At 62.5% G+C, this 15,391-nt stretch carries 14 protein-coding genes and 1 other RNA gene; 6 read left to right on the top strand and 9 right to left on the bottom strand.

Annotation, left to right across the window (positions count from 1 at the left end; genetic code table 11):
* Positions 1-231: 231 nt before the first annotated feature.
* The 4 genes from QSV36_RS08600 (at position 232) to QSV36_RS08585 (ending at position 1,931) form a co-directional block, all read left to right on the top strand.
* Positions 232-525: a PA2433 domain-containing protein gene (locus tag QSV36_RS08600; RefSeq protein ID WP_170032782.1), complete on the top strand. Its 294-nt coding sequence runs from the start codon at positions 232-234 to the stop codon at positions 523-525.
* Positions 526-624: 99 nt separating this feature from the next.
* Positions 625-1,016, top strand: a transfer-messenger RNA (tmRNA) gene (gene ssrA, locus QSV36_RS08595).
* A 386-nt stretch (positions 1,017-1,402) separates the two neighbouring features.
* A complete protein-coding gene (locus tag QSV36_RS08590) occupies positions 1,403-1,645 on the top strand; it encodes a hypothetical protein (protein ID WP_289131202.1) in 243 nt (80 codons plus the stop codon).
* A gap of 22 nt (positions 1,646-1,667) precedes the next feature.
* Complete coding sequence (locus tag QSV36_RS08585; RefSeq protein WP_289131201.1) at positions 1,668-1,931, top strand: DUF3077 domain-containing protein; 264 nt, start codon at positions 1,668-1,670, stop codon at positions 1,929-1,931.
* Positions 1,932-1,995: 64 nt separating this feature from the next.
* Here QSV36_RS08585 and QSV36_RS08580 read toward each other — a convergent pair whose 3' ends face one another.
* From QSV36_RS08580 to QSV36_RS08560, 5 genes are all read right to left on the bottom strand, one after another.
* A complete protein-coding gene (locus tag QSV36_RS08580) occupies positions 1,996-2,556 on the bottom strand; it encodes a hypothetical protein (protein WP_289131200.1) in 561 nt (186 codons plus the stop codon).
* A 177-nt stretch (positions 2,557-2,733) separates the two neighbouring features.
* On the bottom strand, positions 2,734-5,127 hold the full coding sequence (locus QSV36_RS08575; RefSeq protein ID WP_289131199.1) for a TonB-dependent siderophore receptor: 2,394 nt from the start codon (positions 5,125-5,127) through the stop codon (positions 2,734-2,736).
* Positions 5,128-5,325: 198 nt separating this feature from the next.
* Positions 5,326-6,717, bottom strand: coding sequence for a GABA permease (gene gabP / locus QSV36_RS08570; protein WP_289131198.1), 1,392 nt, complete (start codon positions 6,715-6,717; stop codon positions 5,326-5,328).
* Between the two features lie 405 nt (positions 6,718-7,122).
* The gene (gene gudD, locus QSV36_RS08565) at positions 7,123-8,478 is read right to left on the bottom strand and encodes a glucarate dehydratase (RefSeq protein ID WP_289131197.1); all 1,356 of its coding nucleotides are present in this window, start codon (positions 8,476-8,478) and stop codon (positions 7,123-7,125) included.
* 19 nt (positions 8,479-8,497) lie between these two features.
* Entirely contained in the window at positions 8,498-9,850 is a 1,353-nt protein-coding gene (locus QSV36_RS08560) for an MFS transporter (RefSeq protein WP_289131196.1), read from the bottom strand.
* A 259-nt stretch (positions 9,851-10,109) separates the two neighbouring features.
* Between QSV36_RS08560 and QSV36_RS08555 the strand changes: the two genes are divergently transcribed.
* Positions 10,110-10,817 carry a FadR/GntR family transcriptional regulator gene (locus QSV36_RS08555; protein WP_289131195.1) on the top strand — a complete coding sequence of 236 codons (708 nt, stop codon included), beginning with the start codon at positions 10,110-10,112 and terminating at the stop codon, positions 10,815-10,817.
* A gap of 35 nt (positions 10,818-10,852) precedes the next feature.
* Here QSV36_RS08555 and QSV36_RS08550 read toward each other — a convergent pair whose 3' ends face one another.
* From QSV36_RS08550 to QSV36_RS08535, 4 genes are all read right to left on the bottom strand, one after another.
* On the bottom strand, positions 10,853-11,863 hold the full coding sequence (locus tag QSV36_RS08550) for a zinc-dependent alcohol dehydrogenase family protein (RefSeq protein WP_289131194.1): 1,011 nt from the start codon (positions 11,861-11,863) through the stop codon (positions 10,853-10,855).
* Positions 11,864-11,994: 131 nt separating this feature from the next.
* Positions 11,995-12,585, bottom strand: coding sequence for an HAD family hydrolase (locus QSV36_RS08545; RefSeq protein WP_225779335.1), 591 nt, complete (start codon positions 12,583-12,585; stop codon positions 11,995-11,997).
* Positions 12,582-13,451 (bottom strand): acyl-CoA thioesterase II, encoded by an 870-nt coding sequence (gene tesB / locus QSV36_RS08540; protein ID WP_289131193.1) that lies wholly within the window; start codon positions 13,449-13,451, stop codon positions 12,582-12,584. Before tesB ends, QSV36_RS08545 begins: the two co-directional genes overlap by 4 nt.
* A gap of 95 nt (positions 13,452-13,546) precedes the next feature.
* The gene (locus tag QSV36_RS08535; protein ID WP_289131192.1) at positions 13,547-14,116 is read right to left on the bottom strand and encodes a GNAT family N-acetyltransferase; all 570 of its coding nucleotides are present in this window, start codon (positions 14,114-14,116) and stop codon (positions 13,547-13,549) included.
* Between the two features lie 183 nt (positions 14,117-14,299).
* On the opposite strand from QSV36_RS08535, the gene pmrG reads away from it, so the two are divergent.
* Positions 14,300-14,986: a lipopolysaccharide core heptose(II)-phosphate phosphatase PmrG gene (gene pmrG, locus QSV36_RS08530; RefSeq protein WP_289131191.1), complete on the top strand. Its 687-nt coding sequence runs from the start codon at positions 14,300-14,302 to the stop codon at positions 14,984-14,986.
* Positions 14,987-15,391: the final 405 nt, after the last annotated feature.

The raw sequence follows: 15,391 nt of genomic DNA, 5'->3' as shown, positions 1-15,391 counted from the left end.
CCTTGCGCCGCGAAAGGGCCGCAAAGCGGCCCCGTGGTTTCAGCTCCACCGCATTGAACCCTGGGGCCGCTGTGCGGCCCTTTCGCGGCGCAAGGCCGCTCCCACAACACCCGTGCCTGGCGCCAGAGCCCCCACCATCATTTCACCCAGCCATCATCCGATTGAACCCCCGCCAATCCCCCGCAGTCCACCTTACAGGCCCACCTTCCAGAGGCCCCAGAGGAGACTCCCATGAAAGGTACCGCGCTTTCGGCCCTGTTCGCGGCCGCCACCCTGCTGGCTTCACCGGTGTTTGCCGCCGAAGACCTCTGCGCCACCAACCTGCAGAAGATCGACGACAGCATGGCCACCGCCGGCGCTACTTCCGAGGGCCTGGACAAGGCCATCACCGAGCACGTCGACAAGGCCAAGGCTGCCCAGGCCTCAGGTGACACCAAGGAATGCATCGCCATCACCAGCAAGGTGCTGGAGCGCCTGGAAAAAACCGAGAAAGGCAGCGGCAGCAGCAGCGGCAGCGGCTCGTGACGCCGAGCGCGGGCGACGGGCCCTGCTGTCGACGTCGCCCGCACAATGGCGTATACTCCGCCTCACGTACCGTAAGGTGCGTTAGCTTAGAGCTAGTGTGGGGCCGATTAGGATTCGACGCCGGTAGCGAAACTCTAGGTGCATGCCGAGTTGGTAACAGAACTCGTAAATCCACTGTTGCAACTTTCTATAGTTGCCAATGACGAAAACTACGAGGGCTACGCTCTCGCTGCGTAAGCAGCTGAGCCCGCTCTCCTGGTAGCTTCGGCTCCAGCAATCATCAGGGGATGCCTGTAAACCCGAAATGATTGTCATACAGAACAGGATCGTCGTGTAGCACGTTGGGGGCAAAGCGACTAAAACCTACCCAACTCGTCCAAAGCACCCTGCCCGTCGGGCGGCTGCGGATTAACTCAGTAGACACGGCTAAGCATGTAGTACCGACAGCGGAGTACTGGCGGACGGGGGTTCAAATCCCCCCGGCTCCACCAAATTCCAAAGAAGAAGACGCCCCAGGGCGTCTTTTTTTGTGTCTGAATTTTGGGGGGCGAGCCCCAAAAAATCAGATTTATCCCCTTCCTTGTAGGCCGTTTCCCAAAGATACTTCCGGCGCCTGTTTTCCATTGCACGTGCTACATGCGGGCTCTAGTCTCGGCGTGTCGTTGTCCCTCAACGACCGGGTTTAGCCGCCCGACATCGTCAGACACCACAGCCGTGCAATCCCGAGCAATCGGTATTGGCGCCTTATGGCGGCTGTGCGTGGGGCACCTTCGGGTGCGCCGGGTGCCTGACGTCCCGGTCGGCTAACCCGCGTACAGCTGCCACCCTACTGTTTAGCCGCGGTGGGTGGCTGCTTCACTACGACAGGAGCCACACCATGCTGAAGATAGTCCCCGACCCACCCCATCACCTCCACTTCCTGGAAGACACCCTCATGCTGGCCTCGGACTACGCGCTCTGTGCAGAAGCGGTAGCCCAGCAGGCAGTTCTGATGCAGCCGCGATCACCCGTATCGCTATTGATCATGGCATCGATGCACGAGCTTGAAGGCCTGCGCAAATTGCTTGAATCAGCACTGGCGCAAATACAAAAACCAGCGGATTCGCAAGCAGTGCACTGACGCAAACCAGGGAGATTGATCAATGCCTACCGAAGACAACAATTGCACCGTCGGTAAAACCATCTTCTACCAAGGTGAAAACCAGACTCACCCACTGTTCCGCATCGAACCCGGCATCCCCTGCCAGAACGCCCGCGAGCAAGCCTCGGAACTGATGGGCTATGCACGTGACCTGACCATCGACGGCCTGATGGAAGACAAACCGAAACTGATCTGGGCCGCACATTACCTGTGCGCCTTGGGTAAGGCGCTATTGGATGATGCCGAACTGGGCATGATGCGCTGAACATCACACGGCCCTGCTGCGTGCAGGGCCAATCCAGAAACGCCTCAACCGAGGCGGTTCACCACTATGATGCCGCAGTCTCCAGCGTACCGGCGCTGCTGGCGACAATCAGCGCCACGATACACGCCAGCAAAGCGAATGCCGTGAACACGGCCATCACATGCATGCATGGCATTACATGGTTCCAGGCTCGAGCTACCCCGAGGAAAGCGGAGAACAGCCAGCCACTCATGGAAAACGCGCCCAGGAGTGCAAGACGGCCACGGTCGGAGCGTGGCAACAGGACGAAAGGGGCTTTTTGCAACAACGGGAAGCCAATGCGATGCAGCAGACCGCCGTTCAGCGTCAGCAGCGTGACCACGGCAGCCTTGGCCCAGAGTTTCTGGTTGAGCAAGTAAGCCGTGCCCTCAAGAAGATACCCCTGAAGTACCAACAGCAGACCGCTGCCCCAAAGGGCGAGTAACGCGAGGGTGGCAATTTTCCTGGTTTCTTCCAGGTACTCATGCTTTGCCTGGTCCAGCGCTTCTTTGCGCCAGCCCCAAAGCTTGTGATCGGCAAGTAATACCCTGCCCAGGGCGATACAGGTGGCGATCAGGTGGACGTACACGAGGAGCATCTTCAGCATTCTTTCTCGACCTTATTTTTATAGGGAAAATGCGCTCCTTGCGGGATGAAATGTTAATGATAGTGATTAACTGTTGCAACATTATGTTGCAAAGTTAGCTCGCCACAGGTCATCGGTGCGGTATTCAGAATTGCACTCGGCATCCCGACGATGAGCCTGGGATGCCGCGCCCAAGCCTTACCAGCTATAACTCAGCTTGGCCGTCACCTCCCGCCCCGGGTTGTAGTAGTTCGCCGTCCCCGAGCCCACCACATGCTGCTCGTCAAACAGGTTGCTGACGTTCAACGCCAGGTCGGTCCCCTTGGCAATCTGATAATTCAGCGCAGCGTCGAACAACGTAGTGCCATCGCTCTTCTTGGTGTTGGCTGCATCCATGTAGTAGGCCCCCACATAGCGCGCCCCGAGGCCAACGCTCACGTCGGTACCTGGAATGCTGTAGTAGCCCCACAGGGAACCCGAGTGCTTCGGCGCCGTGGCGAATTCGTTGCCCTTGAGCGAAGACCCGTCATACAACGACCCGCGCAGCACCTCGGATTGCATGTAGGAATAGGCGCCAATCACACTGAAGTCCTGGGTTACCTGCGCCTTGGCTTCCAGGTCCAGGCCGCGCACGCGCGACTCGCCCACCGTTTGTTGCTCGATGATGCCGCTGGGCAGCACCACGGCGATGGTGACGTTCTCCTGGGTCAGGTCATACACCGCCGCCGAGAACAACGCGTCCATGCCCATCGGCGAATACTTCACCCCCACTTCGTACTGCTTGCCCGTTTGCGGTGTAACGCCAACCTGTGGCGGCGATACGGATTCCACCATGCTTACGTAGGTGGACACCTCGTCGTTGACGATGTAGGTCAGCGCAGCCCGGTAGGAGGTTTCCGAGAAGTTGTCCTTCTCTTGCTGCACACCGCCAACGTATTCCTTGCTCGACAGGTCCATCGAGTCATTACGCACGCCAGCCGTGGCGATTACGCGGTCGTAGAACGACAGGTTCTGCTGAAGGAAAACCGCCTTGGTCGTGGCATCGTTCTTCTGCCGGGTATAAGGCGTGAGGCCGCCCGGTACGCCGGTGTAAACCGGGTTGGCAATGTCGATGGAGGGCGCCAGGCCATAGATCGAGCTTTGTTTGGTGGTGGAATCGAGGTACTCCACGCCGACCAGGGTGCTGCTGTCGATGTGCTCGAACTGCGCATCGTATTGCAGCATCAAGTTACCGTTGAGCTGGTCGGCATCGCTGTCGGTGCCAAACACGTAACGCGGGATGACGCTGCCGACCCGCGAGGGGCTATCACTCAGGTAGGCGTAGCCAAAGTCGTCGGTCAACTCGCTGTAGCGCAGGTTGCTGCGCAGCACAAAGCCATTGTCGAAGTCGTGGGTGATGTTGCCGCTGAGGCTGGTGCGCTCCACGTCATGGAAGTTGTAGCCTGGCTCACCATAGAAATCGCTGCGGTCGTATTCCTTGTCCAGCGGATAACCACCGCTGTTCGGCGAGCTGTTGGTTTTCAGGTAATCCACGATCATGGTGGCCGAGGTGTAGTCCGTGGGCGCCCAGGTCAGCCCGCCCATCACGAAGCGGTTGTCGTCCTGGGAGTGGTCGTACTCACGGTCGCTGTTCTGCAGCTTGGCGGTGAAGCGCCCGGCCACGGTCTTTTCTTCGTTCAGCGCATCGCCGACATCGATGCCGGTTTCGGCGTGGTCGAACGAGCCGTACGTCACGTAGCCCTGGCCAAACTGCTCGAAACGCGGCTGCTTGCTCACGAAGTTGACCGAGCCGCCCGGGTCTGCCGGGCCAAACAGGGTGGAGTTGGCGCCGCGCAATACCTCGATGCGCTCGTAAGCGTAAGGGTCTTCACGCACTCCGCGCATCGAGCTCAGGGTCAGGCCGTCACGGTAGGTGGTGGCCTGGAAGCCGCGGATCAGGAAGTAGTCGTTGCGGTCGTCCGAACCGTAGTAATCGCTGACTACCCCCGGCGTATATTGCAGCGCCTCTTCGGTGGTGCTGACACTGCGCTGTTGCATTTCCTTGTTGGTCACCACAGACACCGAAGCGGGCGTGTTGAGGATGCTGGTAGCCACCTTGCCACCCACCCAGAGCTCCTTGGCGACCACCGAGTTGCTGTCATCGTCGGCGCTGGCCTTGACCTTGGCGTTGATGATGACCGGTGCCAGGCGGTAGTCCTCGCTGGCGCCAAGCTCCAGCGGGCCGGCAGGCGCGGGTTGTGGCGCCACGAAATAGGCGTGCGGCCCTTGTTGCTCCGCCTGAAGCTGGGTGCCCTGCAGCAGTGACGAGAGTGCCGCCGAGGTGCCCAGCGTACCCTGCACCCCTGCAGTGGTGCGGTTGGCCACGGCCTGTGCATCGAAGGACAGGCTGACACCTGCCTGGCGGGCAAAGCGGTCAAGCGCGGGCGCCAGCGGGCCAGCAGGAATATTCCACTGCTGTAGCTGGCTGTCGGGCGCGGACGTTGCAGCGTGCGCCAGCACAGGTAACGCACAACTGCTGACAACCAGGCCCAGGAAAACACTGTGCAAGGCACGGCTCAAGGGATGGCGCTGTGGAACCGGGGTCGAACTCATTTTCTCGCTCCGTAGAGGGATCGGCAGACTGGCCTGTATTCCGGCCTTCCCTACATGCCGAACGAGAATGAGAAATCACCTCATTTATTTTCGAGACCGTCTCACTCGCGGTGAGGCTTTCCCTGGTTGCGGTAACCCTGAAAAAACAAAGGGCACCATCCACTGGTGCCCTTTGCCTTTACCGCCAGGTGAACCCAATCACCCCATCGAACGCACCCCTACGGGTTGCGCGTGGCCCCGCGAAGTCACGATTCCCAGGAAGGAAATCACGATCGCCAGGCCCAACGTCGAGCTGACTTCCGCCCGGTGTTCAGGCGTAAACATCATCACCGCCAGTGCCCCGCCAATGAACAGGATCACCGCCCAGGTCAGGTACGGGAACAACCACATGCGGAACTTCAACTCGGTATTCTCGCGCTCCAGGCGGCGGCGCATGCGCAACTGGGAGATGGCGATGACCATGTACACCAGCAAGGCGATGGCACCGGAGCTGGCCAGCAGGAACTCGAACACACCCTTCGGCGCGAAGTAGTTGAGCACGGCGATGGCCGCGCCGATCAGGGTGCTGCCGAACACTGCGGCACGCGGCACGCCGACTTTGGAGGTCTTGTTGAGCATGGCCGGCGCGTCACCACGCTTGGCCAGCGAATACATCATCCGCGAGGCGATGTAGATCGACGAGTTCATGCAGCTGGTCACCGCCACCAGCACCACCAGGTCGACCATGAAGGCCGCGTTGGGGATGTTCATGATCTCCAGCGCACGCTGGTACGAGCCCACCACGGCCAGTTGCGGGTCGTTCCACGGCACCACCGAAATGATCACGAAGATCGACAGGATGTAGAAGGTGCTGATGCGCCAGATCACCGAGCGGGTGGCCTTGGCGATGTTGCGCGACGGGTCGCTGGATTCGGAGGCGGCGATGGTCACCGCCTCGGTACCGATGAAGCTGAACATCACGGTAATGAACGCGCCAACCACCGCCGACCAGCCCTTCGGTGCGAAGCCGCCATGCTCGGCCATCAGGCTGCTCAGGCCGCTGACTTCGCGGTTGGGCAACCAGCCCATCAGGGCAGCGAAGCCCAGGCCGATGAAGCCGAGAATGGCAGTGACCTTGAGGATCGCGAACCAGAACTCGAACTCGCCGTACTTGGCCACGCTGAACAGGTTGGTGCCGGCCAGCAGCAGCACCGAGGCCAGCGCGAAGATCCAGCTGTCCACCTGCGGGAACCAGGCGTTCAGTACATGGCCGGCGGCCAGCGCTTCGATGGGAATCACCAGAACCCAGAACCACCAGTACAGCCAACCGATGGTGTAGCCGGCCCAGCGGCCGATGGCCTGGTCGGCATAGGTTGAAAACGAACCGGTGTCAGGGTGTGCAACGGCCATTTCGCCGAGCATGCGCATGACCAGTACCACCAGGGCCCCGGCCACGAAATAGGAAAGTATGGTCGCTGGCCCGGCTGCCGCGATGGCATGGCCAGAGCCGACGAAAAGTCCGGCGCCGATGATGCCGGCGATGGACAGCATCGTTACATGACGAGGCTTGAAACCTTGGGCAAGGTTGCCATCAGATCCTACGGTGTTCATTGATGTTGTTCTCTTTTTGCTGACACAAGGAAGGACGGGCAGGCGTAGGCGAAAATATCTCCTTTGAAATCAATAAGTCGACACATTACTCGCGCACTGTTGTTGATATTTGGCACGCGTCACAGCAGGTGTCCGCATAGGTCGGGGACCATTTAAGCCGCGCAGGGCTGTGGGTAATTACACGAGAACGCCCCGGAACTGTTCGATCACGACAGGCCGTTTTCACCGGCGCCAGATTTTGCCGATGGCATGCCCGCTGGCGACAACGATCCAACTGAGGCTTTTGTTTTTCATTTGGATGAGTGCGACCTGTGCCAGCCTGTTCGCGGGCACAGCCACGTTCAGCTTCAACAAAAAAGCCCCGGTTTCCCGGGGCCCATTCGCAACATCTGGCCTGAACCGGCCTCAGCGCACCAGGCAAGGCCGCTTGTTATCAAAGCGCCAGCCGGGAATCAGGAACTGCATCGCCACGCTGTCATCGCGCGCGCCCAGGCCCATGTTGCGGTAGCACTCATGCGCCTTGGCCAATTGCTCTTCGTCCAGTTCCACCCCCAGCCCTGGCCGGGTCGGCACACGTACATGGCCATCGACGATGCGCAGCGGCTCGCGGGTCAGGCGCTGGCCGTCCTGCCAGATCCAGTGGGTGTCGATTGCGGTGATCTCGCCCGGTGCTGCTGCCGCCACCTGGGTGAACATCGCCAGCGAAATATCGAAGTGGTTGTTGGAGTGCGAACCCCAGGTCAGGCCCCAGTCGTTGCACATCTGCGCCACGCGCACCGAGCCCTGCAAGGTCCAGAAATGCGGGTCGGCCAACGGGATGTCGACCGCCTGCGACTGGATCGCGTGGCCCATCTGCCGCCAGTCGGTGGCGATCATGTTGGTGGCCGTGGGCAAGCCGGTAGCGCGGCGGAACTCGGCCATCACCTCACGGCCCGAATAACCATCCTCGGCACCACACGGGTCCTCGGCGTAGGCCAGCACAGCGTGCTTGTCGCGGCACAGGGCAATGGCCTGCTGCAACGACCAGGCACCGTTCGGGTCGAGGGTAATGCGCGCTTGCGGGAAGCGTTCGGCCAGGGCCGTCACCGCTTCCATTTCCTCCTCGCCACGCAGCACCCCGCCCTTGAGCTTGAAGTCGCTGAAGCCATAGCGCGCCTCGGCGGCCTCGGCCAGGCGCACCACCGCGTCGGGGGTCAGCGCTTTCTCGTGGCGCAGGCGGAACCAGTCATCCTCGCTGTCGGCTTCGTTGCGGTAGGCCAGGTCGGTCTGCTTGCGGTCTCCGATGTAGAACAGGTAGCCAAGCATCTTCACCGCATCGCGTTGCTGCCCTTCGCCCAGCAGTGCAGCCATCGGCACGTTCAGGTGCTGGCCGAGCAGGTCGAGCAGCGCCGACTCCATGGCGGTTACTGCATGCACGGTAATGCGCAGGTCGAAGGTCTGCAGGCCACGCCCGGCCGCATCGCGGCCAGCGAAGGTCTGGCGCATGGCATTGAGCACGCGTTGGTAATGGCCGATCGGCTGGCCGAGCACCAGGCTGCGGGCGTCTTCCAGGGTCTGGCGAATGTTCTCGCCACCGGGCACTTCGCCCAGGCCGGTATTGCCGGCGCTGTCACGCAGCACCACCACGTTGCGGGTGAAGAACGGGCCATGCGCACCGCTGAGGTTGAGCAGCATGCTGTCATGGCCGGCGACGGGGACGACGCGCAGGTCGGTGACCACCGGGGTGCTGGTGTGGGTAGCGGGGGTTGTCTGCAGGTTCATGGTTGTTGTCTCGCAGTCATCAGTGGCTCTGGCCCAGGGCCGAGGAGGCCTTGAGGTCGTCAGAAGGGGCGCCTTTCGGGCGAGTGCGTACGAAGAAGATGGCAATGGCGGCCAGCACCGAGGTCACCGCCAGGCCGTACAACCCGCCCTGGATCGACCCGGTCTGCTGTTCCAGCAGGCCGAAGGTGGTGGGGGCGACAAAGCCGCCGAGGTTGCCGACCGAGTTGATCAGGGCGATCACCGCTGCGGCAATTCGCGCATCCAGGTAACCCTGCGGGATCGGCCAGAACAATGAGGACGCCGACTTGAAACCGATCGCCGCAAAGCACACCGCAACAAAGGCGAACACCGGCCCACCGGTGGTGGACATGAACATGCCGACGGCCGCGACCACCAGCGCCCCGGCCACCCAGGCCTGCTGGAACCTCCAGCGCGCGGAGCCGGCGGCGAAGGCATACATGGCCAGGATCGAGATCAGCCAGGGGATCGAGTTGAAGAAGCCGACCTGCAAATCGCTGAGGTCGCCCATGCGCTTGATGATGCTCGGCAGCCAGAAGGTGGCAGCGTAGATGGTCAACTGAATGCAGAAGTAGATCAGGCAGAACAGCAGAATCTGGCGGTCCTTGAGCAGGCTCCAGGCCGATGGCCTGGCCACCACGACGGCTTCGCGCTCACGCTGCTCGTGGTCGATGGTGGCCACCAGGGCATCCCGCTCGGCCTGGCTCAGCCACTTGGCGTCCTGCGGCGTGGAATCGAGCCAGAAGAACACGAAGAAACACAGCGCCACCGAGGCCATGCCTTCGATGAACAGCATCCATTGCCAGCCATGCATGCCCAGGCCCTGAAGCTGCATCAGCATCCCGGCCAGCGGCCCGGAAATCAGCGAGGCCAGCGCCGAACCACTGAGGAAGATGGCAATTGCCTTGCCGCGCTCGGCGGCCGGCAGCCAGCGGGTGAAGTAGTAGATCACCCCAGGGAAGAAGCCCGCTTCGGCCACGCCGAGCAGAAAGCGCAGCACGTAGAACTGGGTTTCGTTCTGCACGAAGGCCATGGCCGTGGCCACCAGCCCCCAGGTGAACATGATGCGGGTCAGCCACAGGCGCGCGCCAACCTTCTGCAGCAGCATGTTCGAAGGTACCTCGAACAACGCATAGCCGATGAAGAACAACCCGGCGCCCAGGCCATAGGCTGCGGCACTGATGCCCAGGTCGCTTTCCAGATGCGGGCGGACAAAGCCGATGTTGACGCGGTCGAGGTAGTTGACGATGAACATGATGACGAACAGCGGCAGGACGTGGCGCTTGACCTTGGCCACGGCGCTGGCCAGGGCGTCGCCTGCATTGCGGGTCGACGGAGCGAGGGTATCGTTCACTTGCGGATCTCCCACTAATTGTTTTTGTGCGGGGTAGTTGTCTGACATGACAGTGGGATGGAGCATATGCGCGGCGAAGTTGTACGACAAGGTCAGCAATGTCGTCAAAATGGCAACATACAAGCTGCCAAAATAGGAAATTTTCAAAAACGTGCAGGAACAGCCACGCTACTGAGCGCCTGGAGCGTCGCAAAAATCAGCAAAAAATATTTCTATCGATTAACTTGTCATACAAATACCAACAGCAACGGATCACATCATGGAAGCCGAACGCCTGCGCAAACACGGCCACAGCCGTGCCCACGACCTGGTCTCCAGCCTGACCCAGCAGATTTTGCTGGGCACCTTCAAGCCGGGCGACAGATTGCCCTCGGAGAACACCCTGGTACGCGAGCACGGGGTCAGCCGCACCGTGGTCCGCGAGGCCTTGTCGAAACTGCAGGCATCGGGGCTGGTGGAGCCACGCCACGGTATCGGCACCTTCGTGATGGAGCGCCAGGCCCAGGCTGGGCTGCGCATCGCTGCGGAAAGCGCGGCGAGTGTGCGCGACCTGCTGGAGCTGCGCATTGGCCTGGAAGGCCAGGCTGCCGCGCTGGCGGCGCTGCGCCGTGATGACGGGCACCTGGCGCGCATGCGCCAGGCACTGGATGACTACCAGGACCTGGCCGCCGCTGGCGACAGCTGCATCGAGGCCGACCGGCGCTTTCACCTGTTGATTGCCGAGGCCACCGGCAACCTGTATTTCACCGAGATGCTGCTGCAGCTGGGCAATGGCCTGATTCCGCGCAACCGCATGGCCCTGGCCGAGCGCAGCGGGGCGAAGCTGGCGCGGCAGGCATACCTCGCCAACCTCGAACACGAGGCGATCCTCAATGCCATTCGCCGGCGAGACCCGGACGCGGCGCGGGCGGCTATCTGCCTGCACCTGTCCAACAGCCGCGATCGCCTGCTGCCCGAACAGGCATGACAGCTTCCCTGGCAGGGGCGCCCTTGCAGGCGTAGCTACCAGGTCAGGCAGATCTTGCCGAAATGCCGGTTGCTTTCCTGGTAGCGGAACGCCTCGACGATCTGCTCCAGCTCGAAATGTTTGTCCACCACCGGCCGCAGGCCATTGGCGTCGATCGCCCGCACCATGGCCTGCTGCTGGGCGCGGCTGCCCACCAGCACGCCTTGCAGGCGAATCTGCCGCACCAGCGCCTGCACCAGCGGCAACTGCCCGGCCACGCCCGTGAGGATACCGATCAACGACACATGCCCACCGATGCGCGCGGCAATCATCGACTGCTCCAGCGTCGCCGGGCCGCCCACTTCGATCACATGATCGACGCCGCGGTTGCCGGTCAGCTCGCGCACTTTCTCACCCCAGGCCGGGGTGCTTTTGTAGTTGATCAGGTGGTCGGCCCCCAGGGCCTTCAGGCGCTCGAGCTTGACGTCGCTGGACGAGGTGGCGATCACCGTGGCGCCGGCAAGCTTGGCGAACTGCAGGGCGAAGATCGACACGCCACCGGTGCCTTGCACCAGCACCGTATCGCCGGGCTTGAGGTGGTCGTCGCTCATCAGCGCGCGCCAGGCAGTGAGCCCGGCGGTGGTCAGGGTAGCGGCTTCGGCGTGGCTGAAGCCCTTCGGCGCCAGGGTGAAGGCGCTGGCGCTGGCAGTGACCTGTTCGCGGGCATAACCATCGATACCATCGCCAGGCACCCTGGCGAAGCCCTCGACATTGGCCTGGCCATCGAGCCAGTCGGGGAAGAAGGTGCTGACCACATTGTCGCCGACCTGGAACTCGGTTACACCGCTACCCACTGCGACCACTTCACCCGCACCATCGGCCATGGGAATCCGCCGCTCGCTCGGCCCCCACATGCCGCTGACCACTGCGAAGTCGTGGTAGTTGAGGGAGCTGGCGTGCAGGCGAACGGTGATCTCGCCGGCCTGGGGTGCAGGGGCCTCGTAGCTGCCGACTTCGACCTTGTCGTAGCCGCCGCCAGGTTGTAGGTAGATGGCCTTGCTGGTCATGGGTAGGTCTCCGTTCAGGGAAAGATTGAGGTTCAGCATAGACAGGTCCGGCTCGGCGCCAGCGGACCTGGAAGGGGCAGTACCTGTGGCAGCAGGCTTGGCGGTGACAGGGCCAGCACTGCTAAAAAAACTCAGCCCAGCATGCCCTTCAGTGCCCGGCAATCGGCCGCATGCCAGTCCACCAGTTCCGGCCATGGGTTGTCCGGCAAGTTCACCAGTACCGTGCGCGCGCCTGCCGCACGCCCACAGTCGAGGTCGAACCGATAATCCCCCACCATCACCAGCTCATGGGGTGCCACCCCCCAGGCACTGGCGATCTTCAGCAACCCGTCCGGGCTCGGCTTGGGCGCTGCTTCGTCGCGCCCGAGAATGTGCTCGACCGGGAAGCAGTCGGCCAGGCCGATGGCCTCCAGCGTCACATGCGCAAGCTCGCGGGCATTGCGGGTCAGAATGCCCAATCGGCAACCCCGCTCGGCCAGCTCGCGCACCAGTTCCACCGCCCCGGTGGCTGCCGTGGAGGCGACCGCCAGGTCGCGCTCGTGCTCCAGCAGCCAGGCATGCTTGGCCGCCGCTTCGTCCGCGGGCAGGGCCGCCAGGTGAGTGAGAATGTCGTGCTCGGCCGGGATGTCCAGCGCCACGCGGATGGCGGCGAAATCATGCACGGCCACGGTCAGGGTGCCGTCCATGTCGAACACCCAGTTGCGGACCTCGCCCAGGCTCATGCCCAGTCCTTGCGATGGCGAATCAGGCCTTCCTGGCACGACGATGCCACTAGTTGCCCGGCCTGGTTGAAGATGTTGCCGCGGCAGAAGCCTCGGGCATTGCCCGCCCAGGGACTATCGGTGGCGTACAGCAGCCACTCATCGGCGCGCAGGTTGCCGTGGAACCACAGCGAATGGTCAAGGCTGGCGATCTGCATGTCGCGCTGCCACACCGATTTGCCATGCGGCAGCAATGCGGTGGTCAGCAGGCCGAAGTCCGAGGCGTAGGCCAGCAGGTATTTGTGCAGGGCCGGAATGTCAGGCAGGTTGCCGTCGGCGCGGAACCAGGCGTACTTCACCGGGTCGCCAGGCTTTGGGTTGAACGGGTCGCGCTCGGTGACCGGGCGAATCTCGATCGGCTTGGCGCACAACACCTTGTCACGAATGCGCTCGGGCAACTGGTCGGCCATGGCCCGGGCCAGCTCGACCTCACTGGGCAGGTTCTCCGGGCCGACCACCTGGGGCATGGGTGCCTGGTGCTGGAAACCTTCCTCGTCGTACTGGAACGAGGCACTGCAGGTGAAGATGGTCTGGCCTTTCTGGATCGCCGTTACCCGTCGCGTGCTGAAGCTGCCGCCATCCCGCACGCGGTCCACCGAATACACCACCGGCAGGCTGGCATCGCCAGGGCGCAGGAAGTAACCGTGCAACGAATGTACGTGGCGTGCGTCCTCAACCGTCTGGCTGGCTGCCGACAACGACTGGCCCAGCACCTGGCCACCATACAACTGGCGGAAGCCCAGGTCCTGGCTGCGTCCACGGAACAGGTTTTCCTCGATGGGCTCGAGGCTCAACAGGTCGACCAGGTCGTCCAACACATGACTCATCGGGGGTTCTCCTAGCAAGGCAACACATCTCTACAGCGCTGTTATGAGGGCAAATGATACAGGGTTTGTCGTTGTTGCCGGGCATGCCCATGTATTCAGGCGCGCAGGGTCTGCTCCCAGTGAGCGCGGTCGATGCGGTACAGCACATGCGGGCGCAGCGGGTGGCCTACAGGCAGGCGGGGGTGCTGGAAACTACCGTCCAGGTCCTGCTGCATGCCGATGGCCTGCATGACCTTCTGTGACGGCAGGTTACTCTCGCTGGTGAACGACACCACCTCTTCCAGGCGCAACTGGGCGAAAGCACAACGCAGGCAGGTCCACGCTGCCTCACTGGCGAAGCCCAGGCCCCAGTGGCGGCGTGCCAGGCGCCAGCCGATCTCCACCGCCGGTGTGAAATGGGCATCGAAGCCGACGTGCAACAACCCGGTCATGCCAATGAACGCACCGCTGTCCTTGCGCTCCAGTGCCCACAGGCCGAAGCCGTATTCGTTGAAATGCCCGCGCACGCGGCCTATCAGCGCAGCCGCCTCCAGGCGTGTCAGCGGCGCCGGGAAGTAGCGCATCACCTGCGGGTCGGCGCACATCGCGGCGAACTCGCGCAGGTCTTCGTCGTGCCATTGGCGCAGCACCAGCCGTGCGCTTTCCAGTTGCAGGATTGGGGTCATGGGGGCGAGCTCCGGTTTTGCAGTGTTGCATCTTACAGCGTAGGCGCGGGCACAGCTTTCACCCAGCCTGTACGCGCCCGAATGCAATTTTCACATGGCCTTCACCGCCCCCCGACAGGCTGCCGGGCAGGATGCCTGCCATCCACCGCCGCGCCATGTGCGGCCATGCCAATGGAGCACTGCATGCTATCGAGCAACACCCTGGGGCACACTGCCATTCACGCCCGGCGCAAGCGCCGCTTGACCCGCAAAAGCCTAGGTGCCGCGCTTGGCCTGTGCATGGTCGTGGCGGCATTGACCACCTGGCTGGCGACCAGGACGCATATCGTGGACCTTGGCAACGGCCAGCAATTGGGTGACAGCGGCCTGCTGCAAGACTGGGCCGACGGTGCGGTGATCGTGATGATCCGCCACGCCGAGCGCTGCGACAGCGCCCCCGGGCCATGCCTGGACGACCCCACTGGCATCACCGTGGCCGGCAGCCAGGCTGCCAGCCGTGTCGGCCAAGGCCTGCGCCAGCTAGGCCTGGACAACGCCGACATGCTCAGCAGCCCGAGACTGCGCACGCAGCAAACCGCGCATTTCATCCTGGGCCAGGCGGTGGCCAGTGAGGACTGGCTGGAAGGGTGTGACAGCCAGTTCGCGCGTGAAGCGATGGCCCGCAAGCGGCCCGGGCATAACCTGGTACTGGTGACCCACAATGGTTGCATCGACCATTTTGCCCGCCAGCAAAAGGTGGTGGGTGGCGAGCGTGAAAGTGGGTACGCCAGCGCGCTGTTCGTCTCGGTCGATGGCAATGGCAAGGCGCGCATCCTTGGGCGCTTGAACGAACCTGACTGGCAGCGGGTACTGTCCAGCATCGCGAAATAACCCTGCGCCCTTGGAGCAACTGTCTTGCTCAAATATTCAAAGCGGGCGTTATTCCTGTAGGAGCGGGCTTGCCCCGCGAACACCGGCGCAGCCGGTGCCATCCTCCGCGTCGCATGCTTCGCGGCACAAGGCCGCTCCCACAGGTACTGTGCTGGCTTCGCGTTGACACTACACCTGTGAGAGCAACTGTCTTGCTCAAATGTTGAAAGCTGGCGTTATTCCTGTGGGAGCGGGCTTGCCCCGCGAACACCGGCGCAGCCGGTGCCATCCTCCGCGTAACCTGCTTCGCGGCACAAGGCCGCTCCTTGTATGTTGTGTCTGGCCTGGCGAGAGAGGTTATGCTCGTTCGGCTGAAGAAGCACTTCCGGGGAGGCCGACCGCTCCTGAAGGCGGGCTCGCCCTGAC

Source organism: Pseudomonas sp. BCRC 81390 (assembly GCF_030341915.1).
Lineage (GTDB): Bacteria > Pseudomonadota > Gammaproteobacteria > Pseudomonadales > Pseudomonadaceae > Aquipseudomonas.
Note: the sequence above shows the minus strand (reverse complement) of the source record. Positions and strands in the feature narration are given on the sequence as shown.